The organism is Micromonospora sp. MGP-C2, assembly GCF_057766525.1.
This window is the reverse complement of sequence record NZ_JBYMEN010000002.1, coordinates 6,327,265-6,342,466: the sequence shown is the minus strand read 5'-3', so window position 1 is coordinate 6,342,466 and position 15,202 is coordinate 6,327,265. Positions and strand designations below refer to the sequence as shown.

The 15,202-nt window shown below is 72.0% G+C and carries 11 protein-coding genes; 5 read left to right on the top strand and 6 right to left on the bottom strand.

Translation table 11 applies throughout. From position 1 onward, the window contains the following. Positions 1-62 precede the first annotated feature (62 nt). The 4 genes from AC3CF1_RS29145 to AC3CF1_RS29130 all read right to left on the bottom strand — a co-directional run bounded on the left by AC3CF1_RS29145 (position 63) and on the right by AC3CF1_RS29130 (position 4,210). Positions 63-395, bottom strand: a complete 333-nt coding sequence (locus AC3CF1_RS29145) for a hypothetical protein (RefSeq protein ID WP_488451715.1) — start codon at positions 393-395, stop codon at positions 63-65. Further along, the gene (locus AC3CF1_RS29140) at positions 392-3,070 is read right to left on the bottom strand and encodes a fibronectin type III domain-containing protein (RefSeq protein WP_488451714.1); all 2,679 of its coding nucleotides are present in this window, start codon (positions 3,068-3,070) and stop codon (positions 392-394) included. Before AC3CF1_RS29140 ends, AC3CF1_RS29145 begins: the two co-directional genes overlap by 4 nt. Positions 3,071-3,243: 173 nt before the next feature. Further along, a complete protein-coding gene (locus tag AC3CF1_RS29135; RefSeq protein ID WP_088947139.1) occupies positions 3,244-3,474 on the bottom strand; it encodes a DUF2188 domain-containing protein in 231 nt (76 codons plus the stop codon). A 73-nt stretch (positions 3,475-3,547) separates the two neighbouring features. Next, the gene (locus AC3CF1_RS29130) at positions 3,548-4,210 is read right to left on the bottom strand and encodes a M23 family metallopeptidase (RefSeq protein ID WP_210793705.1); all 663 of its coding nucleotides are present in this window, start codon (positions 4,208-4,210) and stop codon (positions 3,548-3,550) included. A 118-nt stretch (positions 4,211-4,328) separates the two neighbouring features. Here AC3CF1_RS29130 and AC3CF1_RS29125 point away from each other — a divergent pair, with 118 nt between their 5' ends. Both AC3CF1_RS29125 and AC3CF1_RS29120 read left to right on the top strand, forming a co-directional pair. Further along, entirely contained in the window at positions 4,329-6,731 is a 2,403-nt protein-coding gene (locus AC3CF1_RS29125; RefSeq protein WP_488451713.1) for a PEP/pyruvate-binding domain-containing protein, read from the top strand. Positions 6,732-7,004: 273 nt separating this feature from the next. Continuing rightward, positions 7,005-7,583, top strand: coding sequence for a TetR/AcrR family transcriptional regulator (locus AC3CF1_RS29120; RefSeq protein WP_355160813.1), 579 nt, complete (start codon positions 7,005-7,007; stop codon positions 7,581-7,583). Positions 7,584-7,607: 24 nt separating this feature from the next. On the opposite strand, the gene AC3CF1_RS29115 is transcribed toward AC3CF1_RS29120, so the two are convergent. Next, on the bottom strand, positions 7,608-8,981 hold the full coding sequence (locus tag AC3CF1_RS29115) for an N-acetylmuramoyl-L-alanine amidase (RefSeq protein WP_488451712.1): 1,374 nt from the start codon (positions 8,979-8,981) through the stop codon (positions 7,608-7,610). A gap of 64 nt (positions 8,982-9,045) precedes the next feature. Next, entirely contained in the window at positions 9,046-10,212 is a 1,167-nt protein-coding gene (locus AC3CF1_RS29110; RefSeq protein ID WP_247667847.1) for a peptidoglycan DD-metalloendopeptidase family protein, read from the bottom strand. Between the two features lie 273 nt (positions 10,213-10,485). Between AC3CF1_RS29110 and AC3CF1_RS29105 the strand changes: the two genes are divergently transcribed. The 3 genes from AC3CF1_RS29105 (at position 10,486) to AC3CF1_RS29095 (ending at position 15,188) form a co-directional block, all read left to right on the top strand. Further along, a complete protein-coding gene (locus AC3CF1_RS29105) occupies positions 10,486-11,133 on the top strand; it encodes an ABC transporter ATP-binding protein (RefSeq protein ID WP_210793595.1) in 648 nt (215 codons plus the stop codon). Positions 11,134-11,211: 78 nt separating this feature from the next. Further along, on the top strand, positions 11,212-14,253 hold the full coding sequence (locus AC3CF1_RS29100; protein ID WP_488451711.1) for an FtsX-like permease family protein: 3,042 nt from the start codon (positions 11,212-11,214) through the stop codon (positions 14,251-14,253). Beyond that, the gene (locus AC3CF1_RS29095) at positions 14,250-15,188 is read left to right on the top strand and encodes an ABC transporter ATP-binding protein (RefSeq protein WP_354980413.1); all 939 of its coding nucleotides are present in this window, start codon (positions 14,250-14,252) and stop codon (positions 15,186-15,188) included. Before AC3CF1_RS29100 ends, AC3CF1_RS29095 begins: the two co-directional genes overlap by 4 nt. The last annotated feature ends 14 nt before the right edge of the window (positions 15,189-15,202 follow it).

The window sequence follows — 15,202 nt, the reverse complement described above, 5'->3', positions numbered from 1 at the left end:
CGTTTCCCGAGGAACGGCCGGGCAGTGATGTTTCTCAGGGCCCAGCCCCGGCGCAGCGGGCCCTAGATGACCGAGTGCGTCACGACCGCCGCGTAGTCGCCGACCACCACTCCCGGCGGGAGCGTCACCCAGAGGGTCGGACTCCAGGTGACGGAGTTCGGGCCGCCGGTCTGGCCGGACCACCTGGCGGCCGTACGCGTGGTGTCCAGCACCGCGCCGGCCTGCGGGACGAAGGTGCCGACGCCGGTGGTGGTCAGGGCCGCACCGGAGGCGTACGTGATGCTGCTGTTCGGGATCGTCTCGCCGGCCGAGCCGGTGCCCGTGGTGAAGTTCGTGCTGGAGACGACGCTGACCCAGTTTCCGGAGAACGGCCCGCGATCGTCGGTCACTGTCACCGGGCCGAGTTGGCCCGGACGCCGGTCGTGCCCGCGCTGGCGGTGCCGAGCGGGGAGATCGCCGGGACGCTGATGGAGAGCCCACCGAGCGGGCTGATGACCAGTTCGACTCCTCGGGTCGCCGACTGGTCGAACGAGTCGGTCACCCGGACGGTGAACGGAAATGTTCCGGACACGGTGGGCGTACCGGAGAGCAGGCCGGTGACCGGGTCGAGGGTCAGCCCGGCGGGCAGGCTCCCGGCGCTCACCGCCCAGGCGAAGGGGCCCGTCCCGCCGGTCACCGTCAGCTGGTACTGGTACGGGTCGTACGCCCTGCCGGGCGGCGGCGGTGCAAAGGTCAACGTCGGTGCCGCGTTGACCGTGACCGACCCGGAGGAGGCCGACTGTGGACCGGTCCCGGCGGCGTTGGTCGCGGCCACCCGGAAGGTGTACGTGGTGCCAGCGGTCAGCCCGGTGACGATCCGGGTCGTGGCGGTCCCGGTGAAGGCCTGGGGTGTCTGCGCCACGTCGCCGACGTAGGGCGTCACTGTGTAGCCGGTGATCGGCGAGCCCCCGTTGGCCGGGGCGGTCCAGGTCAGCGTGGCGGCGTTGGTCCCCGCCGTGGCCGAGGTGATCGTCGGTGCTCCCGGCAGGGTGTACGGGACCACCGCCGCCGAGGGCGGGCTGGCCGTGCTGGTGCCGTACGCGTTCACCGCCGCCACCCGGAAGGCGTACGAGGCGCCAGCGGTCAGCCCCGTCAGCGTGCGGCTGGTGGTGGAGGCGTCGAAGGAGAGGACCGGTTGAACGACCCCGTCGCGGATCGGGGTGATCAGGTAGCCGGTGATCGGGCTGCCGTTGTCCGGCGGCGCGGTCCAGTTCACTGTGGCGCTGGTGACGCCCGCTGCGGCGGTCGGTGTGGTCGGGGTGCCCGGCGCGGACGCGAAGACGTAACTCGCCGATCCCGCCGAGCCTCGGGTGACGACGCTGACCGTGACCGTCGCCGGGCTGGGCCGGGCGGGCATGGAGGAGATGCCGAGGGTGCCGCCCGGGTTCACTGTGAAGCAGCCGGCGGCCGGGCCGGAGGTGCACGGCAACAGCAGCACCGACGTGCCGGCCTGCTGTTCGGCGGCCGTACCGATGGTGATCGCTGTCGCTCCGGTGAGGTTGCTGCCGCCCACGGTGACCGCGATTCCCCCGGAGACCGAGCTCTGGTCCGGGGTGACGGTGACGCCACCGGGTGCGGTGGCCGGCGCGACGGGTGTGGTGACGGTGGAGAAACCCGGGTTCGCGTCGATTGAGGACGAGGTCGTCACCGTCGTGGTCTGGATCAGCGTCGGCGTCACCGCTGTGCCGGTGACGGTCGCCGCGACCGTGATCGGCGGCAGTGAGGTTCCGCCGGCGAAGGGGCCGTTGCTGTTCGTGCAGGTGATGTTCTGCCCGGACGGGGCGCCGCAGACCCAGCCGGAGCCGTACGCGCCGCGCGGCACGACACCGGTGGGTGCGGTCTGGGTGACCGAGATCGGCGACGTCTCGGTGGTCCCGGCGTCGACCCCTGCGGTGATCGAGTAGGTGACGGGATCACCGGGCTGAGGGGTGGCCCCGACCGAGCTGGTCTGCGACACGTTCAGGTCCGGCACCGGGTTGAAGCTCACCGCCCGAACGTTGTCGATCTCGTGGAAGTCCGTGACCGAACCGGTGGAGCCCACCCAGCCGAAGGCGAGCTGCCGGGGGTAGCCGCTGGCGTTCAGCCAGGTCGGCGACGGATACAGGCCCGCCGAAACGACCGGAAGGCTGCCGGCCAAGGTCCGCGCCGACCCGCCCACCGGAGTGAACCGGACGCGGTACTCCCCCGCCGGAACGGTGATGCCGGTGTCCGTGGTGAACGGGGACGAGGTGGTGTTGGCGACCACCTCGACCGGCACCACCGAGGCGGCGCGGGTGGTAGCCCGCAACGGCAGCGCGGCTGACGACGTACTGGTGGCGGTGCTGTTGATCGCGCAGTAGCCGACCCCGTTGCGGCCCGGCCCGCGGATCACCACCTGGCCGGGGACCCGCGTGTTCGTGGTCGAGATGTAGGGCGGGTTGATACAACCGGTGCCCTGGTAGAGGCTGTTGCTGAAGTTGCCGAAGACGTCCAGCCCGATCCCCAGGTAGCCGTTGGACAGACCCACCGAGCCACCGTTGAACGCCGCCGAGTAGCCCAGCGATCCGCCGGACTGGCCGATCACCGCCGGGGACCGCGGGTTGGCGGGGTCGACCGCGGCCAGCGCAAACGCCACGCCGTCCGCTCCGGTGCTGATGCCGCCGTACTGATAGGTGTTGAAGGTGACATGCAGTCCCTGGGAGGTGGGCACACTCACCGCACCGAACACGCCGCCCTGCCGGTTCGCGACGGCCGGGGTGAGGCGCAGCTTTCCCGAACCCTGCGGATCGGTTGCCGTCGGGCAGCTCAGCAGCGGGCCGATGGTCGAGTTGCCGGAGGCGCTCAGACAGGCGGCGTTGGTCGCGGAGGCTCCGGGCACGCCTGGCACCGCCACAGCGCCGAGGCCGTTCGCTGTGTTGTTGTGAAACGGCTGGTCGAACAGGACGGACCCGGCCGCCCGCGCCGGTTGCGGCGCGAACGCGAGGACCCCCGCGATCACGACGACGACCAGCGCCGCGGTGCTGGTCGGACGACGCCGGCCCCAAAACGACATGCCCACTCCCAGCTTTCACTCCAGTCCCGTTCTGGACTATATCCCCCCAAAACGCCCATATTTCCCGTACGACGGAGATGGCCTGACGGCCCAGCCGGCGACCAACAGGCCGTGAAAGCCAACTGACCTCCTCGGCGATGCCGAGGAGGTCAGTGGACGAAAAGCGAGCTGTGTCAGCCCTCGATGTCACGGGGGTCACGACTGCGGGGGTAGGTGTTCTTCTCCCCGATCGTGCCGTCCTGCTTCTTGATCACGTGTTCGACGCCGCGGTCGGCGGCCATCTCGCGGCCCTGGGCCTGCGCGTCGGCCTTCACGTCATGCGTGCTGCTGGCCCGCTCGTTGCCCTCCGGCTTGTTCTTCCACTGCCCGTCCTCTTGGTAGGTATCGACGTCACCCTTGGCCATGGCCGGCTCCCTCCCTGCGTCTGAATGTCTCCCGAATAGGTGCCCCCAGGCGCACCGGGGCAAACTGCCGTCCTCAGGAGACGGCCGCAGGGCAGTTGTTGCTCGTCCGCTTGACCGTGTATTCGCGGTCGTCGGTGGTGACGGTCGACGGCACCCCGTCGAAGTGGGTCTCCACCTTGTCCCAGCCGCGTCGCTGCTCATAGTGCAGGTGCGGCGCGCCGGAGTTGCCGGTGCTGCCGAGCCGCCCGATCTGCTCACCCTGGGCGACCTTCTGGCCGACCTCGACCAGCGGTGGTTCGAGCATGTGCAGGTACTGCGTCTCCCACTTGCCGCCGTGGTCGATCTTCACCCAGTAACCGCCACCCCGCCCCCGTGGGCCGTCGGGGTTGTCCGGCGTACGGCCACCGAGCGACCCGTTGATGCCCGCCACCGTGACGGTGCCGGCGTACGACGCGAGCACCGGCCGCCCCCACGCCTCGCCCTCGGTGGGGAACAGGTCGACGTCGTAGTCGTCGTGGCCGGGGTAGGTGCCCAGTTGCCACGTCTCGCCGCAGCTGACCGGCATCTGGAAGAGCGGGCGCGGACCTGCCGGTCGCAGCATCGGCACCACGACCAGCGCGACGCCGAGAACGGCCGCCACCGCGACGAGCGCAAGGAGAACCCGGACAGTGCGGTTTCGAGGGCGGCGGTGGGTGCGGGCTGTGTCGGGGCGGCCGGTCGTCACCGGCCCGAGCATGGCAGACGCCGGCAACGCTTCCGCTCCCGGCCGCCCGACCGAAGGAGACATTGCAGTCGCATCGTGAACGGGGTACGGTCAGATGCAATGCAGTCGTATTGCAACGAGAGTGGGCCCCATGCACGTGATCGCGTTGTCCGAGGCGACCACCCAGATGCTCGACCTGGTCGGGGGCAAGGCCGCCGGGTTGGGCGAGCTGATCCGGCGCGGTGAACGGGTCCCCGAGGGCTTCTGCGTCACCACCGAGGCCCACCGACTCGGCGTCATTCCCACGGCCGAGGTCGTCGCCGCGTACGAGCGGCTCGGGGCGGGCCCGGTGGCGGTGCGCTCCAGCGCCACCGCGGAGGACCTGCCCGACGCCAGCTTCGCCGGGCAGCAGGACACCGTCCTCAACGTCACGGGCACCGCCGAGCTGATCGCCGCCATCGAGACCTGCTGGGATTCGCTGCACAGCGGCCGGGCGACCGCCTACCGCGACGCCCGCCAGATCGATCATCAGACGGTGCGGATGGCCGTCGTCGTGCAACGCATGATCACGCCCACGGTGGCGGGGGTGCTGTTCACCGCGAACCCGCTGACCGGGCGTCGCGACGAGATGGCGGTCGACGCCGCTGCCGGCCTCGGGACGACCGTGGTGGACGGCGCGGCGACCGTCGACCACTACGTCCTCGACGGCGTCCCACGCGACGACACGGGATGCCTGACGTCCGCCCACCTGGCCGAGCTGCGGGCCACTGGCGAGCGGTTGCAGGCCCACTTCGGCTCTCCCCAGGACGTGGAGTGGGCGATCGACGCCGACGACGTCCTGTGGCTGCTGCAGTCCCGGCCGATCACCAGCCTGTTCCCCCTCCCACCACGGACCGGGGAGCCCCTCCCCCGGGTCTACCTGGAGTTCGGTCACGTCCAGGGCATGCTGCAACCGGTCACCCCGATGGGCATGTCGACACTGCGGACGCAGATCGCCGCGATGCTCGCCGCGCTCGGCGTGCGGGTCGACATCGTCGACATCGGTGGCCGGCTCTACGGCGACCTGAGCGACCTGGCGCGAGACAGGTCGTCCCGCAAGCGACTGGTGAAGCTCCTGGCGGTCGACTTCGGGCCGCGCGCCCAGGCGGTGATGCAGCACGTGCTGGCCGACCCCCGGTTCGCCCCGACCAGCGGCGGGGCCAGGCGCGGTGGGGCACAGGGTGCCGCGTCGCTGCGGACGGCCGGCCGCGCGGTGGTGGGGATCCTGCGGGCTCTGGCCCGCCCGGAGGCAGCACGGACCCGCATGTTCGAGGCGATCGAGCAGATGAGGGTACGGTCGGCCGCCCCCGCCGACCTGCGGACCGCCGCCGACCGGCTGCGCTTCGTGCAGGCGCAGGACCCCGACGACAGCGCCGACGCCATCATGTGGCCGATCGTGGCGGGGATGCTCGCCGCCGCGCTGCCGACCGCGCTGCTCAAGGGCGTCGCCGGCCCGGACGAAATCCACACCGTGCTGGGCGGCATGCCGCACAACGTCACCATCGAGATGGACCTGGCCCTGTGGCGGCTCGCCCAGGGCGTGGGCGACCACCGTCAGCTCCTCCTCGACACCCCGCCGGCCGAGCTGGCCGCGCGCCATCTGCGCGGAACGCTGCCCGACATCGGCATGACCACCTTCCTCGACGTCTACGGTCACCGGGGCGTCGCCGAAGTCGACCTCGGCGTGCCGCGCTGGGCGGAGGACCCGACGCCGGTGTTCGCCGCGCTCGCCAACTACCTGCGGGTTACCGATCCGCGGCAGGGCCCCGACCAGCGCTTCCAGCGGGCCGCCGCGACAGCGGAGGCGTCGCTGACGGCACTGGTCGCGCGAGCCCGCCGTCGGCGCCCGGTGCGGGGCCGCATCGCCGGCTTCCTGCTGCGCCGGGCGCGGTCGTTGGCCGGCCTGCGCGAGGCCGGCAAGTTCGCCGGGCTGTACCCGCTGCGCGAGACGCGCCGACAACTGCTGCTCATCGGCGCCGACCTGCACGGCTCGGGGTTGCTGGACCAGCCCGACGACATCATGTTCCTGACCCTCGACGAGGTGCACGCCGCCGTACACCAGGGTGTGGATCCGCGCGGGACCGTGACCGCCCGACGGGCGGTGCACCGCCGGGAGCTGCGCCGCAGGACGGTGCCGGTGGCGCTGCTCTCCGACGGCACGGACGTGGAGACCGTGCTGCCGGCGCGGCCCGCCGGCGACGGGACGCTCGCCGGCGTGGGCGCGTCGGCGGGCAGGGTGACCGGCCCGGCCCGGGTCGTCCACGATCCGGGCACCGCCCACATCGAGCCCGGCGACGTCCTGATCGCCGCGACCACGGACCCCGGCTGGACCCCGCTGTTCCTCACGGCCGCGGCGCTGGTCACCGAGACCGGCGCGATCATGGCGCACGGTCCGACGGTGGCCCGCGAGTACGGCATTCCCGCCGTCATCTGCGTACCGGACGCCACCCGGACGATCTCCACGGGACAGCTCGTCACCGTGGACGGTAGCGCCGGCACCATCACGGTCCACTGAACCGTCTGCCCCTACCGAGAAGGAGGACCATGACCGACACGACGGCACCGACCAGGGCGCGGGTGGGCCCGCTGCTGCGCCGGGCGGCCCAGGCCGAGGCCGCGACCTGGCGAAGACCGGGTCCACGCCCGTGGACGAGCTGCGGCTCTACGCCGACGACCCGGACGGCCTCCTGCGCAGCGCGCGGCGCCCCCCGCCAGCACCACCGTCAGCCGGTGACCGCCACCGCGCCGGCGGGGTGTCCGGGTCTCCCACTGTGAAACGATCGAGGCCATGCCCAAGAAGGTCGATCACCAGGAGCGACGCACCCTCATCGCGGACGCGCTGATGCGGGTCGCCGCGGATCAGGGCCTGGAGGCCGTCAGCCTCCGTCACGTTGCTGCCGAGGCCGGCGTGTCCGCCGGCATGGTCCAGCACTACTTCCGGACCAAGGACGAGATGATGGCGTTCGCGATGGCGGTGGTCCGCGAACGTGGCCAGATCCGGGTCACCGAGGCCCTGACGCGCCTGGGCGAGAACCCCGCCCCCCGGCTGCTGCTGCGCACGATGATCGCCGCGCTGTTGCCGCTCGACGACCGGACCCGTGACGACGGGCGGGTGGCGCTGGCCTTCCTCGCCTACACAGCGGTACGACCGGCGTCCGCGACCGGTCTGCGCGCCGACACCATGCAGCTGACCAGTTTCATCGCCAGCGTCCTGCCCAGCGGAGACGCCGCCGAGGCGGCCGGCCTGCTCGCGCTGATGGAGGGGCTGGGCCTCTATCTGCTGGGCGGGCAGTACACCGCCGAGCAGGCGCTGGACGCGCTGGACGCCCAGCTGGACCTGCTCTTCGGCTCGTCGGCGGCCGCCTGAGCGGTCGCGGTCGTAGGTGTGCCCTCAGCAGCGCGGCACGTTCGGGATGTACCCGTCGTAGCCGGTCAGCACGAAGGCGTCGGAGACGTAGCGGTTGGTGCCGATCCGGTTCCAGACGGAGGTCGTGCCGTACGGGCCGGTGACCGTGCTGCCGACGGCCTGGCAGTAGACGGAGACGGTGGCGCCGTCGGCGACCGAGCCGACGACCGGATAGCTGGCGCCGGGGCCGGAGCGCACGTTGAGGCTGGACGCTTCGGTGTTCACAGTGCCGGAGCCGATGCCGGTGACCCCGTTCACCAACTGCATGTAGTAGGTCCAGTTCCAGTTCGGGCCCGGGTCGGTGTGGGTGGCACCGGGCACCTCACGGTGGGCGATGATGTGCGCCCGATCCCTGGGTATGCCGTACTTCGTGGTGAGGCTCCGGGTGAGCGCGGCCGAGGCGCGGTACATCGCGTCGGTGAACCAGGCGGCGTTGTCGACGAACCCCTCGTGCTCGATGCCGATCGACTCGGTGTTGTAGGTCCAGTTGCCGGCGTGCCAGGCGATGTCCTTCTCCCGCACCGACTGGGTGACCGCCCCGTCGGAGGAGCGGAAGGTGTAGTGCGCGCTGGCCTGGGCGGCCGGGTTCTGGAACCAGCTGACAGCGCCGGCGTACGAGCCCTGCGTCATGTGGATGACGATGCGGGTGACCGGGTGGCTGCCCGGTCGACTGGCCGCTGTGTAGTTGCTCGTGCTGGCCGGCGCCCACGCGGCCGGCCCGTAGTCGGTGCTGAGGGTGCCGATCCCGCCGAGCACGGCGGCCCGCTCCAGGCCACCTCGTCGGGGCGCTACCGGCCGCCCGGCCACCGCCTCGCCGCGCCCGGTGAAACCGGCACGCAGCAGGTCGTAGACGGTGTCCGCGTAGAGCCGCGCGACCGACGGCTCGGCGGCGCCGCCGTACCGGGCGACCGGTCCGAACCAACCGTTCACGTCGTCGCGCGCGGCGGCGGTGAGGCCCGCCTGATCGGCGTACGAGCGCAGGACGGCAGCCGCCCCGAGCACGTTCGCTGTGGGTTCGGTGCGCAACCCGGCCGGGCTGAGCCGGGTGAGCGTGGCAGCCTCGTCCAGGGTGCGCACCCCGGGGTTGCTCGCCAGGTGCATCAGCCCGTGGCCGCCCGCCGCGCTCGGTGTGCTGGCGTGCATCTCCAGCCGCGACTCGGCGTAGCCCAGCGCCACCAGGAGGTCGCGCGGAACGTCGTACCGCGCGGCGGCGGTGTCGAACGCGACGGCCAGCGGGGCGGCCGTCACTGGCGTGCCAGCGGGATCCGCGACGGCCGGTGACGCGACCGCGACGACTCCGGTCAGGGCGGTGGTCAGGGCGAGCAGGATCCGGCCTCGGTGGAAGCTTCGAACGGGCATCAGCTCTCCTTGCGGTGACTGAGGTTGGCGGCCGGTCAGCCGCCAACCTCGGTGGTCGAACTCGTCAGCACCAGCCGTTGATCGGACCGTTCACACCGGTCGACAGGTAGGCGTCGGAAACCCAACTGCCGTCGCTCAACCGGTTCCAGAGCGCCGTGGTGCCGTACCGCCCGGTGTGCGAGGTGCCGTTGGCGGAGCAGGAGATGGTGACGGTGGCGCCGTCGGCGACCGAGCCGAGCGAGCCGTAGCCGGTTCCCGGCCCGGCACGTCGGGTGAGCACCCCGCCGCCGTTCGCGTCTACCACACCCTGGTTGAAGCCGAGCGCGCCGTAGTTGTAGAGGCCCGCCCCGGCACCGGCCCAGGCCGACCCGTGCCGCGCCCCGCCCTGGTAGGCGGCGGCCCCGTTGGCCAGCACCCACTTGCCGATGTCGTGGCCGGCGATCGGCACGTACGCGCTGTTCTGCCGGAGCCCGAAGTGGACGTGCCGGCCGTAGGCCGCGCCGCCGCAGGTCACGTCGGTGCCGGTGTTGCCGAGGACCGCGCCCTGGCCGACACCTGCGCCGTTGACGGAGATGCTGTTCCACAGGTGGTAGTAGTCGGTCGAGTAGCCCCGGTCGTGGATGACCCGGATCCACCCCTGACACATCGTGTACGCCGTTCCGGCCCGGGCCGCGCGGACCACCTGGTCGCCGCCGGCCAGGTCGACCGAGCTGTACGGCGACTCGCTTCCGCCCCAGCCGTGCGGGCCGCTGGTGAGCGTCCACGTCTGGCCGACGCCGAACGGCAGTGCCATCCCGGTCCGGTAGTCGCCGCCCGCGTACATCGGGGCCGGCGTGGTGGTGAGCACGCTCCTCTCCTGACCCGTCATGAGGGGCGACTCGGCGGCCAGTTCGCCGAAGGCGGCCTCGCCGTCGAAGGCGATCCGCCAGCCGGCGGACTCGGAGCGGGCGAGGAAGATCGACCCGGTCGGGTGGGCGTCCTCCTGTCGGGGCGCGAGAGCGACAGCGGTGCCGAACGCCCAGCGGCCGCTGGTGCGGCTGACGGTGATCCGGGTTTCCGGTCGCGCGTCGGCCGTGGACAGCTGGGAGGAGCCGAGCAGCTTGGCGGTCACCGCTGCGGTGAGCGCGGGGGTGACAGCCGCGGCCGAGGCGCTGGGCGCCGCCCCGATCAGGCTCGTGACCATCAACAGGGCCGCGGCTGTGCCGCCGACCAGTCGTCGACCGTGTCTCATCGTGGCCTCACTCTCGGATGGGTTTTCGGGCCGCCGGTTTCCGCCACGGGTGCCTCCTTCCGGATGACAACCGAGAGACAACCGTCGATATTGACGCTGATTGTTATGTAGCAAATCGTCGAAGTCAACGCACCCATCGAAGGTTTTCTACATCCCTGGATTCGCGCCCGTGCGGGCCGGTTCGGCGCACTGCACGGCCCGTGGACGAGGATTGCGCGATCCGGTCGGGCGTGGCACTGTGCGGAACGCCGATACCGGAGGGGGCGAGCGCAGATGTTGACTCTTCAACGGGTATTGGTCGGCTACGGCGACGCGCCGGCCGTCCTCCGGGACGTGTCGGTGACGGTCCGTCCGGGTCGGGTGCTGGCGTTGACCGGTTCGTCGGGTGCCGGCAAGACCACCCTGCTCAACGCGATGGCCGGGCTGCTGCGCCCACGAGACGGCACAGTGACTGTCGACGGGCAGGCGCTCCGCGACCGTGATCACGCGGTTGCGCAGCGGATCGTCCTCGTCCCGCAGGACAACGGTCTGGCCCCGATCCTGACCGCGACCGAAAACCTCCAGGTGGCACTGGTCGCCAGCGGTGTGGCAGCGCCGGAGGCCCGCCAGCAGACCGCAGCGATGTTGGATCGGCTGGGTCTCGCCGGCCAGGCCGACCAGTTGGTCGAGGAGCTGTCCGGCGGTCAGCAGCAGCGCACGGCCATCGCTCGCGGTCTGGCGCTGCGCGGCGGCGTGCTGCTGGCCGACGAGGTGACCAGCGAACTGGACGCTGGCAATCGGCAGCGGGTTCTGGATCTGCTGCACGACGAGGCACGCCGGGGTGCCGCCGTCGTGTTCGCCACCCACGACCCGGAGGTGGCCGCCGCCTGCGAAGCGGAGCTGCACCTCGTCGAGGGTCGGGCGGAGATCCTGCGCGACTGAGGCCCCGAATAACCGGCAGGTCTCAGTCCACCCGCACGGGGCAGCGGGCCGGCGGCGGAGTCAATACCGTTGGCGTTGATGCTGACCGTCATCTGGGGCGCGATCGCGGCCCGCCGTGCACAGGCCATGGCCGTGCTGCTGCTCGCGGTGCTCGCCAGCGCCGCCGCAGCGGCCGCACCGACCTACGTCGCCGCGGCCGGGCAGGCCCTGTGGCGCTACGAACTGTCCACCGCGCAGCCGAACGAGCTTCGGATGCGACTCGCCGATCCCGTCGAATATCCGGGGATGCCCGGCGATCCCACCAGGACGGTGTTCGCCGGCAAGGTCCGGCAGTTGACGCCGGCCGGTTTCGACGTCGTCCTGGGCGCCCAGAGTGGCGGTGTCGCCACCGGCCGTGCCGGCACGGTGACCTCGAACCTGACCTATCGGGCGGGGGTCTGCGAACGCGTCACCATGACCGGCGCGTGCCCCCGGGCCACATCGAGGGGTCAGCTCCCCGAGGTCATGGTCAGCACGCACACCGCGGCGCGGCTCGGTGTCGCCGTCGGGGATCAGTTCACGTTCGGCGCGGTGCCGGTGCGGGTGACCGGCATCTACCAGCCGCTGGACGTGAAGGACCCCTTCTGGCTTGGCGAGGAGTTCATCCGGCCACCCCCGGCGGACTCGACCAGCACGTCGATTCCGGGCAGCGCCGAGGACGCCATCTTCAGCGCCGAGTCCTCGCCCCTCGTCGACGAGCAGGTGATCCTTTTCCGGTCGACGGCCGATCTCTACGCCACCGAGCAGTTGCTGGACAACCGATCGATAGAGGACCTGCAGGCGGCGATCGCCGTGGTGCAGCGCGACGGGGAGCGTGAGGGTTTCGGCGCCGGCACCACCCTGCCCAGTCTGTTGGACCGCGTCACGCTGCAACGCGGGCAACTGGCCGACGGCGTGACGCTGGGCGCGGGGCTGCTCGTCCTGCTCTGCTGGCTGGTCCTCTTCGTCGCTGTTGCGTCGGCGGCCGACCAGCGGCGACCGGAGCAGGGCCTGCTCCTGCTCCGTGGGGTGCAGCGCCGACGACTGTGGGCGCTGGCGATCGGCGAGCACGCCGTGCCCGTGCTGGTCGCGATTCCCCTCGGCTGCCTGGCCGGTCTGGCCGCTGCCCAACTGCTCGCCGCGCACACCCTCCCGGCCCACGCCGACGTCGCGGTGGACGCGACCACGATCGGATTCGCCACCATCGGCGCCGTCGGCGCACTCGCCGCGGTGCTGCTGGCCCAGGCTCGGATGATGTCCGCGCCGGTCGTCGACCTGCTGCGCCGGGTGCCGGCACGGGTACGAGGATGGCGGGCGACCATCGGTGACGTCGTCGCGGTGTCCATCGCTGTGGCCGCCGTGGTGCAGTTACGCTCCGGCGGCTCGCCCAGCGGCCTCGCGCTGGTGGCGCCGGTCGCCGGAGCGCTCGCCGCAGGTGTGCTGCTGGCGCGGGTCGCGATGATCGCCGGAGCCGCGGTGGGTGCGCAGCTGCTCCTGCGCGGCCGGACGGCGGTCGGCCTCGCCCTGGTGCAGGTGGCCCGGCAACCGCGGTTCCGACCCCTGATCGCCCTGCTCACCGTTGTCGTCGCAATGCTCGCCTTCACCGTCGCGACGAGTGAGGTCGCCTCGGCTGCCTACCGCGACCGGGCGGCGGTCGAGGTCGGTGCGCCCCGCGTCGTCGAGGTCGACGCGACCTCCCGTTCACACCTGTTGACAGCCGTGCGGGCGGTCGATCCCGAGGGCACATTCGCGATGGCCGCCGTGGTGTCGGGTTCGCCTGACGTGGCCGGCACGCCGCTGTTGGCCGTGGACTCCGACCGGCTGGCGACGGTGGCCGCGCCGCATCCGTCCTACGGCGTGTCCCTGGCGGACGTCGCACGACAGATCCGCCCAGCCGCACCGGGGGCACCCGTGCCGCTGCGAGGCCGACAGCTTACCGTGGCGATCTCCGCCGACTTCGACGCCGAGGTCTTCGCCGGGAATCGAGTCCGCCTCGCGATCACGATCTCCGGCCGGAACGGCACCCGGGTGGTCCTCCCTCCCCGCGACGACATCCAGCCCGGCCAGAAGGATTACGTCCTCCAGGTGCCCGAGTGCGCGCAGGAGTGCCGGCTCGTCAAGATCGAAATCGACGCTCCCGTGGTGCCCCGGCCACTCAGGGTCCAGTTCGAGGAGCTGCGCACCGCCGAAGCCGACGGCGGAGGCGAGACTGTCGTGCTGACCGGCGCGCAGCTCGCCGATCTGCGACGGTGGCGGCTGCTCGATCCGGATGACACGTTTCTCAACGCCGCGAGCGGGACCAAGGCGGGGCTGGTCCTCGAGATCAGCGAAAACAGACGGGCGGCGCCGGCCGGCGTCGGTGTCGCCGATGCGCCGTTCCCGCTGCCCGTCTACCTGACCCGGTCGAAGGGGACGGGGCTCGGCGGGTCTCATCCGTACGACGGTGTCGACGGGACACCGACCAACGGGTCGGTTCGAGGCCTGGCCGACCGCCTGCCGCGACTCGGTGGCGCCGGTCTCATCGTCGACCTGGAGTACGCGGACCGACTCGCCGTCGCCAGCCAGAACGGCAACGAGGAGGTCTGGTTGGCGCAGTCGGCTCCCGCAGACGTCCTCGACCGGCTTCGCGCACAGGGTCTGGTCGTGCGAGGTGAGAAGACGATCACCCGCGTGCGAGAGGACTTCGATCGGCAGGGAGCGGCGTTGGCGCTGCGCTTCAACGTGTTCGCCGCGCTGGCCGGGGTGCTGATCGGGGCGGCCGGCCTGGTGGCGACGGCCTCCGCCGAGCAGCGCACCCGGGTGGCCATGCTGGTGGCGCTCCGCCGGCAGGGGTTGCCACCACGCGCCGTGCGTGGCGGTTACGGGTGGCCGGTCGTGTTCGCGGTGGGGTCGGGTGCTCTCGTCACCCTGGTGATCTGGCTCCTCACCCGGCGCGGGCAGCGTCTGTTCAGTGACGGCCGCTCACCGGTCCCGTTACCCGACTGGCCGGACGTCGGCCGGCTGCTGTTGTTCGCGGTGCCGGCCGTCATCCTGTTCGCCCTCACGGCGGTCGTGCTCGGTCGGATCATCGCCGCCTCGGTGCGCCGCCGGAGCGGTCGATGACCGCCGCGCGGCAGGACGAGCCGGTGACCGCCGCACAGCCGTCCGGGGGTGTGGCGGTCACCTGTCACCGGCTGATCCACATCTACCCCACCGCCACCGGTGACGTCGTCGCGCTCTCCGGCGTGGACCTCAACATCGCAGCCGGCGAGATGCTGGCGCTGGTGGGTCCGTCCGGCTCCGGCAAGTCCACGTTGGTGGCCATCCTCGGTGGGCTCATGCAACCCTCCGCCGGGCGGGTCTACGTGGGCGACCACGAGCTGTCCCGACTCTCCTCCAAGGGTCTGGCCGCCCTGCGCGGAGCCACGGTCGGCACCGTGCTCCAGGGCGCCGAACGCAACCTGCTGCCGTACCTGTCGCTGTCGCGCAACATCTGGTTGGCACAGCGACCGGCGGCGCGCCTCGCCGGACGCCGGCTCGACCCACCGGAGGCGATCCTGGACCTGGTCGGTCTCGCCGGTGCCGGCGCGCGGCGGGTGGGTGACCTGACCCCGGGGCAGCGCCAGCGGGCCGCTCTGGCGCAGGGGCTCGCCGCCGGGCCCGGCCTGCTCCTGGTCGACGAGCCGACCAGTCAGCTCGACGTGGCCGGTCGCGACGAGGTGCTCGCGGCGCTGGCCACCGTCAACGCGGAGCGGGGCACCACGGTGGTCGTGGTGACCCACGACGGCGAGGTGGGCGCCCAGCTCGGCCGAGCGGTCACCATCCGCGACGGCCGGGTCGGCGCCGAGGGGCGTAACGGCCGGGACTTCGCCGTGGTGGCCGGTGACGGGACGATCCAGTTGCCGCCCGAGACGTCGGCGGCCTTCCCGGCCGGGACGTTGTTCGAGGTCGACCACAACGATGAGTCGATCACGCTGCGCGCCGTGGCCGCCCCGTCGTCCCTCGGCGGAGACGACGGGGTGGCCAGCGCCAGCGGCGAGCCTGACCACGCCGTCTGAACCTGGTTGAACGC